The sequence below is a fragment of the Enterobacter sp. WCHEn090032 genome, assembly GCF_003986875.1.
Taxonomy (GTDB): domain Bacteria; phylum Pseudomonadota; class Gammaproteobacteria; order Enterobacterales; family Enterobacteriaceae; genus Enterobacter; species Enterobacter sichuanensis.
Genome location: NZ_RXRN01000011.1, coordinates 103,843 through 119,933 on the forward strand (window position 1 = coordinate 103,843; position 16,091 = coordinate 119,933).

19 protein-coding genes are annotated in these 16,091 nt (G+C 56.3%); 12 read left to right on the forward strand and 7 right to left on the reverse strand.

The features are described 5' to 3' along the window. Window positions 1–3 precede the first annotated feature (3 nt). From rfaC to EKN83_RS11640, 3 genes are read left to right on the forward strand one after another with little or no spacing between them, the layout of a single operon-like run. Window positions 4–990: a lipopolysaccharide heptosyltransferase RfaC gene (rfaC, locus tag EKN83_RS11630; RefSeq protein ID WP_126800957.1), complete on the forward strand. Its 987-nt coding sequence runs from the start codon at window positions 4–6 to the stop codon at window positions 988–990. Then, window positions 983–2,092, forward strand: a complete 1,110-nt coding sequence (gene rfaQ / locus EKN83_RS11635) for a putative lipopolysaccharide heptosyltransferase III (RefSeq protein WP_126800958.1) — start codon at window positions 983–985, stop codon at window positions 2,090–2,092. The genes rfaC and rfaQ overlap by 8 nt, the downstream gene beginning before the upstream one ends. Beyond that, on the forward strand, window positions 2,089–3,198 hold the full coding sequence (locus EKN83_RS11640; RefSeq protein ID WP_126800959.1) for a glycosyltransferase family 4 protein: 1,110 nt from the start codon (window positions 2,089–2,091) through the stop codon (window positions 3,196–3,198). Before rfaQ ends, EKN83_RS11640 begins: the two co-directional genes overlap by 4 nt. On the opposite strand, the gene EKN83_RS11645 is transcribed toward EKN83_RS11640, so the two are convergent. Next, window positions 3,177–4,280 carry a glycosyltransferase family 4 protein gene (locus EKN83_RS11645; RefSeq protein ID WP_126800960.1) on the reverse strand — a complete coding sequence of 368 codons (1,104 nt, stop codon included), beginning with the start codon at window positions 4,278–4,280 and terminating at the stop codon, window positions 3,177–3,179. The genes EKN83_RS11640 and EKN83_RS11645 overlap by 22 nt on opposite strands. Before the next feature lie 157 nt (window positions 4,281–4,437). Between EKN83_RS11645 and EKN83_RS11650 the strand changes: the two genes are divergently transcribed. The 4 genes from EKN83_RS11650 to coaD all read left to right on the forward strand — a co-directional run bounded on the left by EKN83_RS11650 (window position 4,438) and on the right by coaD (window position 8,015). Continuing rightward, window positions 4,438–5,421, forward strand: a complete 984-nt coding sequence (locus tag EKN83_RS11650) for a glycosyltransferase (RefSeq protein ID WP_126800961.1) — start codon at window positions 4,438–4,440, stop codon at window positions 5,419–5,421. A 66-nt stretch (window positions 5,422–5,487) separates the two neighbouring features. Then, window positions 5,488–6,762, forward strand: a complete 1,275-nt coding sequence (gene waaA / locus EKN83_RS11655; protein ID WP_025758451.1) for a lipid IV(A) 3-deoxy-D-manno-octulosonic acid transferase — start codon at window positions 5,488–5,490, stop codon at window positions 6,760–6,762. Beyond that, window positions 6,762–7,532 carry a glycosyltransferase family 2 protein gene (locus tag EKN83_RS11660; protein ID WP_126800962.1) on the forward strand — a complete coding sequence of 257 codons (771 nt, stop codon included), beginning with the start codon at window positions 6,762–6,764 and terminating at the stop codon, window positions 7,530–7,532. The genes waaA and EKN83_RS11660 overlap by 1 nt, the downstream gene beginning before the upstream one ends. Before the next feature lie 3 nt (window positions 7,533–7,535). Further along, a complete protein-coding gene (gene coaD / locus EKN83_RS11665; RefSeq protein ID WP_126800963.1) occupies window positions 7,536–8,015 on the forward strand; it encodes a pantetheine-phosphate adenylyltransferase in 480 nt (159 codons plus the stop codon). A 2-nt stretch (window positions 8,016–8,017) separates the two neighbouring features. On the opposite strand, the gene mutM is transcribed toward coaD, so the two are convergent. The 4 genes from mutM to radC form a co-directional block, all read right to left on the reverse strand. Next, window positions 8,018–8,827: a bifunctional DNA-formamidopyrimidine glycosylase/DNA-(apurinic or apyrimidinic site) lyase gene (mutM, locus tag EKN83_RS11670; protein ID WP_023309890.1), complete on the reverse strand. Its 810-nt coding sequence runs from the start codon at window positions 8,825–8,827 to the stop codon at window positions 8,018–8,020. Window positions 8,828–8,899: 72 nt separating this feature from the next. Then, window positions 8,900–9,067 carry a 50S ribosomal protein L33 gene (rpmG, locus tag EKN83_RS11675; protein WP_003024094.1) on the reverse strand — a complete coding sequence of 56 codons (168 nt, stop codon included), beginning with the start codon at window positions 9,065–9,067 and terminating at the stop codon, window positions 8,900–8,902. A 22-nt stretch (window positions 9,068–9,089) separates the two neighbouring features. Then, on the reverse strand, window positions 9,090–9,326 hold the full coding sequence (gene rpmB / locus EKN83_RS11680) for a 50S ribosomal protein L28 (RefSeq protein ID WP_002436699.1): 237 nt from the start codon (window positions 9,324–9,326) through the stop codon (window positions 9,090–9,092). Window positions 9,327–9,544: 218 nt separating this feature from the next. Further along, a complete protein-coding gene (gene radC, locus EKN83_RS11685) occupies window positions 9,545–10,213 on the reverse strand; it encodes a RadC family protein (protein WP_045286232.1) in 669 nt (222 codons plus the stop codon). Window positions 10,214–10,406: 193 nt separating this feature from the next. Between radC and coaBC the strand changes: the two genes are divergently transcribed. The 3 genes from coaBC to slmA all read left to right on the forward strand — a co-directional run bounded on the left by coaBC (window position 10,407) and on the right by slmA (window position 12,771). After that, window positions 10,407–11,618, forward strand: a complete 1,212-nt coding sequence (gene coaBC / locus EKN83_RS11690) for a bifunctional phosphopantothenoylcysteine decarboxylase/phosphopantothenate--cysteine ligase CoaBC (RefSeq protein ID WP_126800986.1) — start codon at window positions 10,407–10,409, stop codon at window positions 11,616–11,618. Then, window positions 11,596–12,054: a dUTP diphosphatase gene (gene dut, locus EKN83_RS11695; RefSeq protein ID WP_008502691.1), complete on the forward strand. Its 459-nt coding sequence runs from the start codon at window positions 11,596–11,598 to the stop codon at window positions 12,052–12,054. The genes coaBC and dut overlap by 23 nt, the downstream gene beginning before the upstream one ends. A 120-nt stretch (window positions 12,055–12,174) precedes the next feature. Beyond that, window positions 12,175–12,771 carry a nucleoid occlusion factor SlmA gene (gene slmA, locus EKN83_RS11700; RefSeq protein ID WP_047957446.1) on the forward strand — a complete coding sequence of 199 codons (597 nt, stop codon included), beginning with the start codon at window positions 12,175–12,177 and terminating at the stop codon, window positions 12,769–12,771. A gap of 81 nt (window positions 12,772–12,852) precedes the next feature. Here the strand turns inward: slmA and pyrE are convergent, their stop codons facing one another. Continuing rightward, window positions 12,853–13,494 carry an orotate phosphoribosyltransferase gene (pyrE, locus tag EKN83_RS11705; RefSeq protein ID WP_126800964.1) on the reverse strand — a complete coding sequence of 214 codons (642 nt, stop codon included), beginning with the start codon at window positions 13,492–13,494 and terminating at the stop codon, window positions 12,853–12,855. Between the two features lie 67 nt (window positions 13,495–13,561). Then, window positions 13,562–14,278, reverse strand: a complete 717-nt coding sequence (gene rph / locus EKN83_RS11710; RefSeq protein WP_013094888.1) for a ribonuclease PH — start codon at window positions 14,276–14,278, stop codon at window positions 13,562–13,564. A gap of 125 nt (window positions 14,279–14,403) precedes the next feature. On the opposite strand from rph, the gene EKN83_RS11715 reads away from it, so the two are divergent. Then, window positions 14,404–15,267 (forward strand): YicC/YloC family endoribonuclease, encoded by an 864-nt coding sequence (locus tag EKN83_RS11715; protein ID WP_014830145.1) that lies wholly within the window; start codon window positions 14,404–14,406, stop codon window positions 15,265–15,267. A gap of 205 nt (window positions 15,268–15,472) precedes the next feature. Further along, window positions 15,473–16,090: a trimeric intracellular cation channel family protein gene (locus EKN83_RS11720; protein ID WP_126800965.1), complete on the forward strand. Its 618-nt coding sequence runs from the start codon at window positions 15,473–15,475 to the stop codon at window positions 16,088–16,090. Window position 16,091: the final 1 nt, after the last annotated feature.

Genomic DNA, 16,091 nt, shown 5'->3' on the forward strand with positions numbered 1-16,091 from the left:
CGGATGCGGGTACTGATTGTTAAAACGTCGTCGATGGGCGATGTGCTGCACACGCTGCCGTCACTGACGGACGCCATGCAGGCCATACCGGGCATTCGTTTTGACTGGGTGGTGGAAGAGGGCTTTGCGCAGATCCCCACCTGGCACGAAGCGGTCGACCGCGCGATCCCGGTGGCGATTCGTCGCTGGCGCAAAGCGTGGTTCTCCGCGCCGATTAAAGCCGAACGCAAGGCCTTCCGCGAGGCGGTACAGGCGCAGCGTTATGATGCCATCATCGACGCCCAGGGGCTGGTCAAAAGCGCCGCGCTGGTGACGCGACTGGCACACGGCATAAAGCACGGCATGGACTGGCAGACCGCCCGCGAACCGCTGGCGAGCCTGTTCTATAACCGCCGTCACCACATTGCAAAGCAACAGCATGCCGTCGAACGTACCCGCGAGCTGTTTGCAAAAAGCCTCGGTTATGCCAAACCGGAAACCCAGGGTGATTACGCCATTTCGCAGCACTTCCTTCACAGTTCGCAGCAAGAAGGCGCACCGTATTTAATTTTCCTGCATGCGACGACCCGCGACGACAAACACTGGCCGGAGGCGCACTGGCGCGAACTGATCGGCCTGCTGGGGAGTGCGGGGTTACGTATCAAACTCCCGTGGGGCGCTCCCCATGAAGAAGCGCGCGCCAAACGCCTGGCGGCAGGGTTTGATTATGTGGACGTTCTGCCGCGCATGAAACTGGATGGCGTCGCCCGGACGCTGGCCGGCGCTACGGCAGTGGTCTCCGTGGATACGGGCCTCAGCCACCTGACGGCGGCGCTGGATCGACCTAATATTACGCTTTACGGCCCAACGGACCCGGGCCTTATCGGCGGCTATGGAAAAAATCAATATATCTGCCGCCCGGAACACTCATCGCAGCTGAGCGACCTCAGTGCCGCTGCGGTATTTGCGCAATTAAAGCCTTTGCTGGCAGCAGAGAGAGCTTATGTCTGATTTTTTCTCAGCGGAGCGTCCACCCAGGCGCGTACTGATCGTTAAATTACGTCACCACGGTGACGTGCTACTGACTTCGCCGGTGTTCACCGTATTGAAAAAGAACTGGCCGAACGTGGAAGTCGATGCGCTGGTCTATGACGACACGCAGGCGATGCTGACCAGCCATCCGCATATCGACCAGGTCCATACCATTGGGCGCAACTGGCGCAAGAAGGGCTGGTTTGAACAATTCCGCCTCTACCGCACGCTGCTCACGACCCTGAAAGGCCGTCAGTATGACGTGCTGATTAACCTGACCGAACACTGGCACGGCGCGCGTCTGGCGCGTCGCCTGAAACCGCGCGTCTCCGTAGGCTTCAAACCGGATAAACGCAGCGGTCTTGCACGTCGTCGCTGGGTGAAATCATTTACCACGCTCTACCCGGCGCTCCAGGACAACAGCCGCCATATGGTGGAGGTCAATCTGGATGCCCTGCGCCGGATCGGCATTCATCCGCAGTCCGATGAAGACAAACACACGCTGTTTGTCCCCGGCGACGCAGCGGAAGCCTCCGTTGCTGAAAAGCTGGCCGGTTTTGGACTGGCGAGTAAATCCTACATTCTGGTTCACCCGACCTCGCGCTGGATGTTTAAGGCCTGGGATATCAACAAGCTGGCAGCGACCATTGATAACCTGGCGGCGCGCGGCCTGCCGATTATCCTCTCCGCCGCGCCGTCAAAAGAAGAGCAGGCCTACATGGACGCGCTGCGCGCTGCGCTCACCCAGCCGGTCTTTGATTTAAGCGGTCAGTTGAACCTGAAAGAGCTGGGCGCGCTCATGAAGCACGCGCGGGTGTACTTCGGTGTCGATTCTATGCCGATGCACCTTGCAAGCGCCGTCGGTACGCCAACCGTCGCCATCTTTGGCCCTACCGGTGCCATCAAGTGGGCGCCGTGGGGGGTGAACTACCGTGTGATTGTCGCCGGGTTCACCTGCCAGCCGTGCGGCAAAGCGGGCTGCGGAGACAGCGGTGTCTCAGACTGCATCACCGCCATCACTCCGCAGCAGGTGCTGAGCGCCATCGATACGATGCTCCTGGAAACGGAAACCCCTGCATGAAGCTGGCGATTGTCCGACAGACCTATAACCCCAACGGTGGCGCAGAGCGTTTTGTCTCGCGTGCGCTGAACGTGCTGGCGCAGGATACGTCGCTTGATGTCACGCTGATTGCCCGCCAGTGGGAGGATGCCGCAGGCTGGAAAACGCTGACGGTCAATCCGCCGTTTCGTAATCGCATCGCCCGTGAGTCCGGTTTTGCCACCGAAGCTGCCGCGCATTTTGCGCAGTTTGATATTGTGCAAAGCCACGAACGCATACCGGGAGCGACCATCTTCCGGGCGGGCGACGGGGTTCACGCCACCTGGCTTGAGCAATATGGCCGCATTCTGTCGCCGCTGGCGCGCTGGGCGCAGTCGCTCAGCCGGTACCACCGCTACATTCTGCAGGCTGAGGCGCAGATGTTTACCCATCCGCAGCTGCGCAAGGTGATCTGTAATTCGAAGATGGTGCGTGATGATATCGCCCGTCGCTTCGGACTGCCGGAAGACAAGCTGACGGTGATCTATAACGGCGTCGACACCGTTCAGTTTAGCCCTGAGGTCCGTGCCCTTTCGCAGCGCGATGCGCTGGGTATTCCCCGTAATGCACCGGTGCTGGCGTATGTTGGGTCGGGCTTCAGCCGTAAAGGCGTCGCTACCGCGCTGCGTGCTATTGTGGCGCATCCTGACGTCTGGCTGCTGGTTGCCGGGCGCGATAAACATGCACGGAAGTTCGAAAAACTGGCGCAGACATTGGGTGTTTCCTCACGCGTGACATTCCTGGGGCCGGTGGCCAACGTGCGTGAAGTGTATGGCACGGCGGATGCGCTTATCCTGCCGACGCTCTACGATCCCTTCCCGAACGTCTGCGTGGAAGCACTGGCCTGCGGTTTACCGCTGCTTACCAGCCACGGCTGCGGCGCGGCGGAGTGGATTACCGAGGGTAAAAACGGCTGGGTGCGTGATGCGCTGGACAGTGAAGGCTACCAGCAGGCCATCTCGCTGTGGCTAAAAGGCCGGGAACAGGGTGTTGATTACTCCGCCGCTGCGCGTGCAACTGCCGAGCCCTTCACCCTGGACAGAATGGCGAAAGAGCTACAGGCGCTTTATCGTGATTTGCTGCGCTGAACCGCATCGGAGAAGACTTTCTCCATCGCGTCCAGCATACATTCCCGGGTAAAGTGCGTGCTCAGGTAGTCATATCCCTGTTGCGCGAGCGTCTCGCGAAGGGCTGAGTCGTCATAGAGTTGCAGAATGGCATCGTGCAGTGCGTTTTCGTCGCGCTGCGCGATGAGCAATCCCGTTTGCCCGTTAATCACCGCATCTCCCGTTCCACCCGCATCCGTCGCAATGGTCGCAACGCGGCTGGCTAACGATTGCAGCACGCCCTGCGGGACACCTTCCATATCGTGCGAAGGGCTGAGCGCAATATCAAATGCCGGGAACCAGCGTTCCGGATCGGATTGATGCCCCGCCATGACTACGCGCTGCTGTAACCCCAGGGCAGTGATTTCCTGCTCCAGCGCCGCTTTGTGCGGGCCCTCGCCAACAATCGCCAGCCTGATCTGCGGATTGTCGATTTTCGCCAGGGCGCGCAGCAGTACGCTATGGCCTTTGTTCGGGCGCAAATGCGATACAACGCCCAGCCAGAAATCATCCTGAGACAAACCACAATGAGCCCGGGCCAGGTGCTTATCTCCCGGATGGAAACGCTGCGTATCAACGCCGCTTGGCACCGACGTGCTCTGGGACATCGGCACGCCAATGTTTGCCACCTGATGGCGCAGCGCCTCCCCGGTGGTCACGATATGGGCGCAGGCCGTGCGGAAAAGCCAGCGGGTCGTCCAGTTGTTACGCGGTACGCCGGACGCATGACGGGTTCTCACCAGCGGTACGGGACTGGAGAGCGTCAAATTCGCCAGCGCCACCAGCCAGGTATCGGCAGAGTTATGGCTGTTAATGACGTCAATTGACTGTCGGTTATCCTTCAGCCAGCGACGCAGCAACTGCAGGTTTTTAAGGTTCTTACGCTTCAACGGCATAGTGACCACCGTCAACCCGGCATTGCGCGCCAGGGCGTGCAGCGGCGCGGTTTCCGGACACAGAAGAGTCACCTGATGGCCACGCTGAATCATCCCTAGCGATTCGTTAATAATGCGCAGAGGCTGTCCGCCTTTGCCGCCGTCTGCTTCAGTGTGAACAATATGCATACATTTCCTGTTAAGAATTTCGCACGCGTGACGCGAATTTGCCGCCTGAAGGGATCTTTGTCCCGCCAGGCATATGTTTTTAGTATCCACCAGATATAATACAGCACGAATGGTATCACCATATTAGGTGACCTGCCCTGAACACAACGGAGAAAGCATGTCCGACAAACCTTTATTGAGCCTTGTAGTCGCCGTCTATAACGGTGAAAAATTCCTTAGTGCTTTTTTCGACAGCATCAAAGCTCAACATCTGGATAGTCTGGAGCTGGTCGTTGTGAACGACGGGTCAAGCGACAACTCTTCCGCCATCATTGCGCAGTACGCCAAAGAATTCCCGTTCTACAAGGTGATTGACCAGGCTAACCAGGGCGTCTCCGCGGCCCGTAATACGGGGCTGGCGCAAGCAACGGGTGAGTACGTTGCATTCCCGGATATTGATGATGTCATTTACCCGGGCATGTACCCGCGCCTGCTTGAGATGGCCAAAAAGAACGATCTCGATGTGGCGACCTGCAACGGCACATATATCTACGATGACGGCAGGCCATCGAAGAAAATATTTCCGTCCGACAAACTGCAATCCACTCAGGTACTGGATGGCCCAACGTGGTTACAGCGCGCGCTGGCGTCACGTAAATTCCTGCACGTTACCTGGCTTAATATTTATCGCCACGCGTTTATTAAAGAACAGGGGTTCACCTTTGAGCATGGACTGCGTCACCAGGATATCCCGTGGACAACAGAAGTACTTTTGACTGCCAAACGCGTGCAGTACACAGACGAAACCTTTTATGACTACCTTATCCATTCTGCCTCTGTATCCCACACGCCAGGAACGGATGACACGCGCATGCGTAATGCGCGTCATTACATGAAGATTCTGGAAATGCTGGATGTTATCAACCAGCGTTATCCTGAAGCTGTACGCCGGGTGCCGGCCTGCCAGTGGCAGATTGCAAAAGAAGGGCTGGGCATTCTGCATGCCATTAACAACATCGGTGACCTCAGCAAAAAACGGGAAATCATTCATGAACTGTTCGACCGCGGCATCTGGACACTCATCTGGAAAAACGCCCGCGGACTACGCCAGCACTGGCGACTGGGTCGTCGCTATTTCCGTTTGAAACGGTATCTGGCATAAGAGATAGCTTTACCTGGCTTAAATGCTTAGAATTTGCCCGCCGAAACTAAAAAAACGGATAATCGCTTGGAATTGTTGTATACCGCTCTGCTCTACATCATTCAGCCGCTGGTGTGGCTGAGACTGTTGCTTCGTAGCCGTAAAGCGCCTGCGTATCGTAAACGCTGGGCTGAGCGCTATGGCTTCTGCCGCAATAAAGTCGCACCGGACGGTATTTTGCTGCATTCCGTTTCTGTCGGTGAAACGCTGGCGGCGATCCCGCTGGTTCGCGCCCTGCGTCACCGCTATCCGTCGTTGCCGATCACCGTCACGACGATGACGCCGACCGGCTCGGAGCGCGCGTTATCCGCTTTTGGCAAAGACGTTCATCACGTCTATCTCCCTTACGATCTGCCCTGCGCCATGAATCGTTTCCTGAATACCGTTCGCCCGAAACTGGTGATCGTGATGGAAACCGAACTGTGGCCGAACATGATTTCCGCTCTGCATGCCCGTAAAATTCCGCTGGTGATTGCCAACGCGCGCCTGTCAGAGCGCTCGGCGAAAGGCTACGGCAAGCTGGGTAAATTTATGCGTCGCCTGCTCGGTAAAATTACGCTGATTGCCGCGCAAAACGAAGAAGACGCCGCCCGCTTTGTCTCTCTGGGGCTCAAACGCAACCAGCTCGCGGTAACGGGCAGCCTGAAATTTGATATTTCTGTTACCCCTGAACTTGCTGCTCGTGCAATCACCCTGCGTCGCCAGTGGGCGCCGCGTCGTCAGGTCTGGATTGCAACCAGCACCCATGATGGCGAAGAGGCCATTATCCTGCAGGCTCACCGTCAGCTGCTGGAAAAATTCCCCGATTTACTGCTGATCCTCGTTCCACGCCATCCCGAACGTTTTAAAGATGCCCGCGAAATGGTGCAGAAAGGCGGTTTCAGCTACACCCTGCGCAGCAGCGGTGAGATCCCTTCCGGCAGTACCCAGGTGGTGATTGGCGATACGATGGGCGAGCTGATGCTGCTCTACGGCATTGCCGATCTGGCCTTTGTCGGCGGCAGCCTGGTGGCGCGCGGCGGCCATAACCCGCTGGAGCCGGCAGCGCATGCCATTCCGGTGCTGATGGGGCCGCACACGTTTAACTTCAAAGATATCTGCGCGAAATTGCAGCAGGCCGAGGGTTTAATCACCGTGACCGATGCGGACTCCGTGGTCAAAGAGGTCTCGACCCTTCTGACTGACGAAGATTACCGCCTGTGGTACGGTCGCCATGCCGTCGAAGTGCTGCATCAGAACCAGGGCGCACTCACCCGTCTGCTGCAACTTCTGCAACCTTATCTGCCTCAGCGGAGCCACTAATGTCAACGCGTCTGTCGGTCGTGATGATCGCCAAAAACGCCGCCGACCTGCTTCCGGACTGCCTGGCCTCCGTCGCCTGGGCTGACGAAATTGTCGTGCTCGATTCCGGCAGCACGGACAACACGGTAGACGTTGCCCGGACAGCGGGCGCCACGGTCTTTATCGACACGGACTGGCAGGGCTATGGCATCCAGCGCCAGCGCGCGCAGGGATACGCCACGGGCGATTATGTCCTGATGCTCGATACTGACGAGCGCGTCACGCCAGAACTTCAGCAGGCCATTCAGGCGGTGCTTGCCTCGCCTCAGCCTGGCGCGGTATACAGCATTGCCCGCCGCAACTACTTCCTCGGCCGGTTTATGCGCCACAGCGGCTGGTATCCAGACCGTGTGATGCGCCTCTACGAGCGCGAACGTTACCAGTACAACGACAACCTGGTCCATGAATCTCTGGACTGCGGTAGCGCGCAGGTGATCCCCCTGACGGGCGATCTGCTGCACCTGACCTGTCGGGATTTCGCCAGCTTCCAGCGTAAACAGCTTAACTACGCCACCGCATGGGCGCAGGAGCGTCACCAGCGCGGTAAAAAGACCACGCTGACCGGAATCTTCACCCACACGCTGGGGGCGTTTCTGAAGACGCTATTGCTGCGTGGCGGCATACTGGACGGTAAACAGGGGTGGTTACTGGCGGTGGTGAATGCCCAGTATACTTTCAACAAATACACCGAGCTGTGGGCGCTCTGCCGCGGCTACTCTGAGAAAACGTGAGCCATGAGCACAAAAGCGATTTATCCGGGTACCTTCGATCCGATCACTAACGGTCATCTTGATATCATCACCCGTGCGGCGTGCATGTTCGATAAGGTGATTCTGGCGATTGCCGCCAGCCCCAGCAAAAAACCGATGTTTGATTTGAACGAGCGCGTGCAGCTGGCTACCGATGCCATTTCGCACCTGCCGAATGTTGAAGTGGTCGGGTTTAGCGATCTGATGGCGAACTTCGCCCGCGCTCAGCAGGCAAACATTCTTATCCGCGGTCTGCGTGCGGTGGCAGACTTCGAGTATGAGATGCAGCTGGCGCACATGAACCGCCATCTGATGCCGGAGCTGGAGAGCGTATTCCTGATGCCCTCCAAAGAGTGGTCGTTTATCTCTTCCACGCTGGTAAAAGAGGTGGCGCGTCATCACGGCAATGTCACCCATTTCCTGCCGGATAACGTCCACCAGGCATTGATGGAAAAGCTAAAGTAGCGCTATTTCTGGCACTGACGGCAGTAGAACGTGGCGCGCTGGGCGTGCTTCGTGGCAATGACCGGCGTGCCGCAGACTCTGCAGGGTTCACCTTTACGGCCATACACCTGCAGCTCCTGGGCAAAATAGCCCGGCTTGCCATCACTTTGCAGGAAGTCCTTCAGGGTTGTTCCGCCCTGTTCAATCGAGCGCAGCAGTACCGCTTTAATCACTCTGACCAGCAGTTCACACTCCTGAGCGGAGAGGGAAGAGGCCAGCCGATCGGGATGGATCCCGGCGGCAAACAGTGATTCGCTGGCATAGATATTCCCCACGCCGACCACCAGTTTGTTATCCATCAGCCAGGGCTTAATCGGGCTTTTCTTCTTCGCGCACTTCGCTTTCAGGTATTCGGCGTTAAACGCGTCTGAGAGCGGCTCTGGCCCCAGATGCGCGAGCACGTTATGCCCTTCCAGCTCTTTGGTCCACAGCCACGCGCCAAAGCGTCGTGGGTCGGTATAACGGAGCACTTTACCGTTGCTCATCACCAGGTCGACGTGGTCGTGCTTTTCCGCAGGCAGTTCTTCGGTAAGAATGCGCAGGCTGCCGGACATTCCCAGATGGATAATAATCCAGCCGTCGGGCAGTTCCAGCAGCAGGTATTTCGCCCGGCGCTGCACGCTCAGGACGGGTTTATCGCTCAGGGCATGGATCTCATCGGACACTGGCCAGCGCAAACGTCCATTACGGACAACGGCGTGAAGAATCGTCGCTCCGACCAGATGGGGCTCAATGCCGCGGCGGCTGGTCTCTACCTCAGGTAATTCAGGCATGGTTCCTCCGTTGAGATGCAGAATGCAAAAAACCCCGCAGTTGCGGGGTTTTTCGATACAAGGAGGCTAAAATTATTTGATTTTAGCTTCTTTGTACAGTACGTGCTGGCGTACAACTGGATCGAATTTTTTCAGTTCCAGTTTTTCCGGCTTAGTACGTTTGTTCTTCGTGGTGGTGTAGAAGTGACCTGTACCAGCAGAAGAAACCAGCTTGATTTTCTCGCGAATACCTTTAGCCATGATTTATTTCCTCTTTAAGTACTTAGTACTTTTCGCCACGGGCACGCAGTTCAGACAGAACTGTATCGATGCCTTTCTTATCGATTACACGCATACCTTTAGCAGATACGCGCAGGGTGACAAAACGCTTCTCGCTCTCAACCCAGAAACGGTGAGAGTGCAGGTTCGGCAGGAAACGGCGTTTAGTCGCGTTCAGTGCGTGGGAACGGTTGTTACCGGTCACCGGACGCTTGCCAGTAACTTGGCAGACTCGGGACATGTCTATTCTCCAAAAATCAAATTAGCTCGAGCTTCGTATGGGGTATCGGCGCCTCGTCAGGCTTTACAGCCCGGTCATCGCATAGTTCTAAGTGAACTCTCGATTGCCAGGCCCAAATGCCAAACCCGAGATTCTCAAAGGTGGCGTAGTATACGCTGACTCGGCGGTGTGCTCAAGTCCCGAACAGACAAAGATCCCGATGGATCGCGAGAAATAGCCTAAATCCAGCCATGTTCTGCAAAAGAAATGTACTCTCCGCGGCCAATTATCAGATGGTCCAGCACACGAATGTCCATGAATTGACAGCATTTGATAATGCGTTCGGTGATCTCTTTGTCAGCTCTGCTTGGTTGTGCACAGCCAGAGGGGTGATTATGCGCGAGGATCACGCCCGCTGCATTCACTTTTATCGCTTCCCGCACAATTTCACGCGGATGCACCTCAACGTGGCTTAGCGTGCCCGCAAAGAGACAGCTATGTTTCAGCACCCGGTTTCTGTTGTCGAGAAAGATCACCATAAAGATCTCACGTTCGGCATCCGTTAACTGGCTTTGCAGAAATTCGCGCGTCATCACGGGGGTCAGGATCGGCTCTTCCTTCTCAATGCGAACATTGTGAAAACGGCGAGCAAGTTCGGCAATGCCCCGTAACTGGGCATATTTCGCCACGCCGATCCCCTCGACGTGCTTAAACTGCGCCAGATCGGCGGTCAACAGCCCATACAGTGAACCAAAATGCGCGATCAGCTCTTTTGCCAGCGTAAAGACGTTTTTTCCTGGCGTGCCGGTACGTAAAAAGAGCGCCAGCAGTTCATCGTCTTTTAACAGAGTGACGCCATTGCGCAGCAGCTTTTCGCGCGGCAGCAGCTGCTCGTCCTCGTCTTCCATGCTCTTTCTCCTTTTTTAACCTCATGCTGCCACAGGTTTAACCTCATGCTGCCACAGGCCAGCCAGCCGCTCGACGGCCACGTTGCGTTCTTGCGTAGCGCCTCGCAAAGAGCCCGAAGGACAACATCACCCGGTTTTAGGGATTGTGATAAAATGCCCGCTCTCTGGTGAAACCCAACAGGAAAGAATCATGATGAGCCTGGCCGGTAAAAAAATCGTTCTTGGCGTGAGCGGCGGTATTGCTGCCTATAAAGCGCCAGAGCTGGTGCGTCGTCTGCGCGAGCGCGGGGCCGATGTGCGGGTCGCGATAACCGAAGGCGGTAAAGCCTTTATTACTCCATTGAGCCTGCAGGCGGTTTCAGGGTACCCGGTATCGGACAGTCTGCTTGATCCGGCCGCTGAAGCCGCGATGGGCCATATTGAGCTGGGGAAATGGGCTGACCTGGTTATCCTTGCCCCCGCCACCGCGGATTTAATCGCCCGGGTGGCCGCTGGTATGGCAAACGACCTGGTCTCCACCATTTGTCTGGCCACACCTGCGCCTGTTGCCGTTGTGCCTGCCATGAACCAGCAGATGTACCGCAACGCGGCGACTCAGCATAATCTGGAGACGCTGGCCTCGCGCGGCCTGCTGATCTGGGGGCCGGACAGCGGCAGCCAGGCCTGTGGTGACGTTGGCCCAGGGCGTATGCTTGACCCGCTAACCATTGTCGATATGGCCGCCGCGCATTTTTCGCCTGTCAACGATCTGCAACATCTCAACATCATGATTACCGCAGGCCCGACGCGTGAGCCGCTGGATCCCGTGCGCTATATCACCAACCACAGCTCCGGCAAAATGGGCTTTGCGATTGCGGCCGCGGCAGCAAAACGCGGCGCGAACGTGACGCTGGTGAGCGGCCCGGTGTCGCTGCCTACGCCTGCGTTTGTCACGCGAATTGACGTCACCACCGCGCTGGAGATGGAAGCCGCCGTGCAGGCGCATGCGCAAAGCCAGCAAATATTTATCGGCTGTGCGGCCGTCGCAGATTACCGCGCCGAGACCATCGCCGAGGCGAAAATTAAAAAGCAAGGTGATGAATTAACACTAAAAATGGTGAAAAACCCGGACATCGTTGCCGGTGTCGCCGCACTAAAAAGCCACCGTCCTTACGTTGTTGGGTTTGCCGCAGAAACAAATAATGTGGAAGAATATGCCCGGCAAAAACGTACCCGCAAAAACCTCGATTTGATTTGCGCGAACGACGTATCGCTGGCCACACAAGGATTTAACAGCGACAGCAACGCACTGCACCTTTTCTGGCAGGATGGAGATAAAGTCTTACCGCTTGAGCGCAAGGAACTCCTGGGCCAACAATTACTCGACGAGATCGTTACCCGTTATGATGAAAAAAATCGACGTTAAGATTCTGGACCCGCGTGTTGGCGAGCAATTCCCGCTGCCAACCTATGCCACCTCCGGCTCTGCCGGACTTGACCTGCGCGCCTGTCTCGATGACGCCGTAGAACTGGCGCCGGGTGCCACCACCCTGGTGCCGACTGGCCTGGCCATTCACATTGCTGACCCGTCTCTGGCGGCGGTGATCCTGCCGCGTTCTGGCCTCGGCCATAAGCATGGCGTCGTGCTGGGTAACCTGGTGGGCCTGATTGACTCCGATTACCAGGGTCAACTGATGGTCTCCGTCTGGAACCGTGGTCAGGACAGTTTCACCATTGAACCGGGTGAGCGTATTGCGCAAATGGTCTTTGTACCGGTGGTACAGGCAGAATTTAACCTGGTGGCAGACTTTGATGCCACCGACCGTGGCGAAGGCGGCTTCGGCCATTCCGGGCGCAAATAACCGCCCGACAGACACGCATCTCACAGCGCCATAACGTCATAACAAACCGCAAACGTCAGTTTGCGGTCGCTGTGTGGATGCCAGCCTGACAAGTGCTTATTTTCAGGGGTATTTTGTAACATGGCAGAAAAACAAACCGCGAAAAGGAATCGTCGCGAAGAAATACTTCAATCTCTGGCGCTGATGCTTGAATCCAGCGATGGTAGCCAACGCATCACCACCGCCAAACTGGCCGCCTCCGTAGGCGTGTCTGAAGCGGCGCTGTATCGTCATTTTCCGAGCAAAACCCGGATGTTCGACAGCCTGATCGAATTTATCGAAGACAGCCTGATCACACGCATCAACCTGATCCTGAAAGACGAAAAAGACACCACCGCGCGTCTGCGTCTGATTGTGCTGTTAATCCTGGGCTTTGGTGAACGCAATCCAGGTTTAACCCGTATCCTGACCGGCCACGCGCTGATGTTCGAGCAGGACAGACTACAGGGCCGCATTAATCAGCTTTTCGAGCGTATAGAAGCGCAACTGCGCCAGGTACTGCGCGAGAAGAAAATGCGTGAAGGTGAAGGTTACAGCACGGATGAAACACTACTGGCGAGCCAGATCCTGGCGTTTTGCGAAGGGATGCTCTCCCGCTTTGTGCGCAGCGAGTTCAAATACAGCCCAACGGACGATTTTGACGCCCGCTGGCCGCTAGTGGCTGCCCAGTTACAGTAACATCGTTGCCGGATGGCGGCTTCGCCTTATCCGGCCTGGGGTTGTATTGCCCGGTAAAGCTGGCGCCACCGGGCAATACAATTACACCCCGAACTCTTCCCGGTATGCGCGTACCGCCGCCAGATGGTCAGCCATCTCAGGCTTCTCTTCCAGATACGCAATCAGGTCTTTCAGGGTGATGATTGACGTCACTGAGCAATGATAATCACGCTCCACTTCCTGAATGGCGGAGATCTCGCCGCGACCCCGCTCCTGACGATCCAGACAAATCAGCACGCCAGCCAGCGTCGCCCCGTTAGCCTGAATAATCTCCATCGATTCACGGATCGCCGTGCCCGCGGTGATCACATCATCCACCAGCATCACGCGGCCCTGCAGCGCGCTGCCGACCAGATTCCCGCCTTCACCGTGAGTTTTGGCCTCTTTGCGGTTAAAGCAGTACGGCACGTCGCGATCGTGGTGTTCCGCCAGCGCTACCGCGGTGGTGGTCGCAATCGGAATGCCTTTATAGGCCGGGCCAAACAGCAGGTCAAAATCAATCCCGGAGCCCACCAGCGCTTCGGCATAGAAACGGCCTAACAATGCCAGATCGCGCCCGGTATTAAACAGCCCGGCATTGAAGAAATAGGGGCTCTTGCGCCCGGATTTCAGCGTAAACTCGCCAAACTTAAGAACCTGCTTGTTAAGCGCAAACTCAATAAACTGGCGCTGATACGGTTTCATGGATTCGCTCCTTTGTCTTTTCTGTCTTACAGGCAAAAAAAAGGCGACTCATCAGTCGCCTTTAAAATCAATTTTCTAACGCCGCCTTCTGCGTCGTTACGATAGATTCAATTCCCCCTCGGGCCAGAGCCAGCAAGGTGAGAAGTTCTTCGTGGGTGAAGGGTTCGCCTTCTGCGGTACCCTGCACCTCAATGATACGACCGTCTTCGGTCATGACCACGTTCATATCGGTCTCAGCGGCAGAGTCTTCGACATATTCCAGATCGCACAGCGCTTCACCGTTAACGATGCCCACGGAGACCGCTGCAACCATGCCTTTCATTGGATTCGTTTTCAGCTTACCGGCCGCAACCAGTTTATTCAGGGCATCCGCCAGCGCTACACAGGCCCCGGTAATGGAGGCGGTACGCGTACCACCGTCGGCCTGAATGACGTCGCAGTCCAGCGTGATGGTGAATTCGCCCAGCGTTTTCAGGTCAACAGCGGCGCGCAGCGCACGCGCGATCAGACGCTGAATTTCCATGGTACGACCGCCCTGCTTACCTTTTGCCGCTTCGCGGGCATTACGGGTATGGGTCGCACGCGGCAGCATGCCGTATTCAGCCGTGATCCAGCCCTGGCCCTGGCCTTTCAGGAAGCGCGGAACGCCTTCTTCGATGGAGGCGGTGCACAGCACTTTAGTGTCACCAAACTCAACCAGAACGGAGCCTTCAGCGTGTTTTGTATAGTTACGGGTCAGAGTGACGGGACGCACCTGATTGGCGCTACGACCTGCTGGACGCATGATGAATTCTCCGGCTTGAAACGAATGTGGCTGCGCATTATACGGATAAAGGACGCTTATTCCTATCCTGAGAAGCCCCCGAAAGCTATAATCCCCCCATCTCTCCTTTAAAAACGGGAATGTCTATGATCCGCAGTATGACCGCCTACGCCCGGCGTGAAATCAAGGGTAGCTGGGGTAGCGCCACATGGGAAATGCGCTCGGTAAACCAGCGTTACCTGGAAACGTATTTCCGTATGCCGGAGCAGTTCCGCAGCCTTGAGCCGGTGGTACGTGAGCGTATCCGTACCCGTCTGACGCGCGGCAAAGTGGAATGTAATCTGCGCTTTGAGCCTGATGCCAGCGCGCAGGGCGAACTCATCCTTAACGAAAAACTGGCGAAACAGCTCGTCAATGCGGCGAACTGGGTCAAAATGCAGAGCGATGAAGGCGAAATTAACCCGGTTGATATTCTGCGCTGGCCTGGCGTGATGGCCGCCGGTGAGCAGGATCTGGACGCGATTGCCGCTGAAATTCTTGCCGCCCTCGACAGCACGCTGGATGACTTTATCGTTGCCCGCGAAACCGAAGGCCAGGCGCTGAAAGCGATGATTGAGCAGCGCCTTGAAGGGGTCAGCGCCGAAGTGGCAAAAGTGCGCACGCATATGCCAGAAGTGCTGCAGTGGCAGCGCGAGCGCCTGGTTGCCAAACTGGAAGAAGCGGAAGTTCAGCTGGAAAACAACCGCCTGGAACAAGAGCTGGTGCTGATGGCGCAGCGCGTTGACGTCGCTGAAGAGCTGGATCGTCTGGAAGCGCACGTTAAAGAGACCTACAACATTCTGAAGAAGAAAGAAGCCGTAGGTCGCCGCCTCGACTTTATGATGCAGGAGTTCAACCGCGAGTCGAACACTCTGGCATCTAAGTCGATCAATGCTGAGGTGACGAATTCAGCAATTGAGCTCAAGGTACTGATTGAGCAAATGCGCGAGCAGATTCAGAATATTGAGTAATACTTTTCGGGTGGTGTCGGCTGCGCCACCCATTATTTTTTCTAATCCATCCCAGTATCCACTTTTGCTTTTTTACCGCCTTTCATCAAGCCTATTCAATATAACTTGATAAAAATTTATAGGGCAAACTGACTCGCCTTAGAAAATCTCAATCGTGATCTTACGCACAAATCGCTAACCTCCACGCGTTCACACCGGAGGGTATATGCTGCTTCACATTCTTTATCTGATTGGGATCACCGCAGAAGCGATGACAGGCGCACTGGCCGCCGGGCGTCGCCGGATGGACACCTTTGGCGTGATCATTATTGCTACAGCAACCGCTCTGGGCGGTGGTTCCGTGCGCGATATCCTGCTTGGCCATTACCCGCTCGGCTGGGTTAAACACCCTGAGTATGTGATTATCGTGGCGACGGCTGCTGTATTAACCACCATCGTTGCGCCCGTTATGCCCCACCTGCGCCGTCTGTTTCTGGTGCTTGATGCGCTGGGGCTGATAGTCTTTTCGATCATCGGCGCACAAATCGCGCTCGATATGGATGAAGGGCCGGTCATCGCCACCATTGCTGCAGTGATCACTGGAGTATTCGGTGGTGTACTGCGCGATATGTTCTGCAAACGCATCCCTCTGGTCTTTCAAAAAGAGCTGTATGCCGGCATCTCCTTCGCTGCAGCGGTGCTCTATATCGCCCTGCAGCATTACGTTTCTAACCATGATGTAGTGGTTATCTCCACGCTGCTGTTTGGCTTTACGGCACGCATGCTGGCACTGCGTCTGAAGCTCGGGCTACCCGTTTTTCATTACAAACACAGCACACATTAGT

Excerpts from the sequence above, each read along its gene's own strand:
- rfaC (WP_126800957.1), top strand. The coding sequence starts at position 4 with ATGCGGGTACTGATTGTTAAAACGTCGTCGATGGGCGATGTGCTGCAC.
- rfaQ (WP_126800958.1), top strand. The coding sequence starts at position 983 with ATGTCTGATTTTTTCTCAGCGGAGCGTCCACCCAGGCGCGTACTGATC.
- EKN83_RS11640 (WP_126800959.1), top strand. The coding sequence starts at position 2,089 with ATGAAGCTGGCGATTGTCCGACAGACCTATAACCCCAACGGTGGCGCA.
- EKN83_RS11645 (WP_126800960.1), bottom strand. The coding sequence starts at position 4,280 with ATGCATATTGTTCACACTGAAGCAGACGGCGGCAAAGGCGGACAGCCT.
- EKN83_RS11650 (WP_126800961.1), top strand. The coding sequence starts at position 4,438 with ATGTCCGACAAACCTTTATTGAGCCTTGTAGTCGCCGTCTATAACGGT.
- EKN83_RS11660 (WP_126800962.1), top strand. The coding sequence starts at position 6,762 with ATGTCAACGCGTCTGTCGGTCGTGATGATCGCCAAAAACGCCGCCGAC.
- coaD (WP_126800963.1), top strand. The coding sequence starts at position 7,536 with ATGAGCACAAAAGCGATTTATCCGGGTACCTTCGATCCGATCACTAAC.
- mutM (WP_023309890.1), bottom strand. The coding sequence starts at position 8,827 with ATGCCTGAATTACCTGAGGTAGAGACCAGCCGCCGCGGCATTGAGCCC.
- rpmG (WP_003024094.1), bottom strand. The coding sequence starts at position 9,067 with ATGGCTAAAGGTATTCGCGAGAAAATCAAGCTGGTTTCTTCTGCTGGT.
- rpmB (WP_002436699.1), bottom strand. The coding sequence starts at position 9,326 with ATGTCCCGAGTCTGCCAAGTTACTGGCAAGCGTCCGGTGACCGGTAAC.
- radC (WP_045286232.1), bottom strand. The coding sequence starts at position 10,213 with ATGGAAGACGAGGACGAGCAGCTGCTGCCGCGCGAAAAGCTGCTGCGC.
- coaBC (WP_126800986.1), top strand. The coding sequence starts at position 10,407 with ATGAGCCTGGCCGGTAAAAAAATCGTTCTTGGCGTGAGCGGCGGTATT.
- dut (WP_008502691.1), top strand. The coding sequence starts at position 11,596 with ATGATGAAAAAAATCGACGTTAAGATTCTGGACCCGCGTGTTGGCGAG.
- slmA (WP_047957446.1), top strand. The coding sequence starts at position 12,175 with ATGGCAGAAAAACAAACCGCGAAAAGGAATCGTCGCGAAGAAATACTT.
- pyrE (WP_126800964.1), bottom strand. The coding sequence starts at position 13,494 with ATGAAACCGTATCAGCGCCAGTTTATTGAGTTTGCGCTTAACAAGCAG.
- rph (WP_013094888.1), bottom strand. The coding sequence starts at position 14,278 with ATGCGTCCAGCAGGTCGTAGCGCCAATCAGGTGCGTCCCGTCACTCTG.
- EKN83_RS11715 (WP_014830145.1), top strand. The coding sequence starts at position 14,404 with ATGATCCGCAGTATGACCGCCTACGCCCGGCGTGAAATCAAGGGTAGC.
- EKN83_RS11720 (WP_126800965.1), top strand. The coding sequence starts at position 15,473 with ATGCTGCTTCACATTCTTTATCTGATTGGGATCACCGCAGAAGCGATG.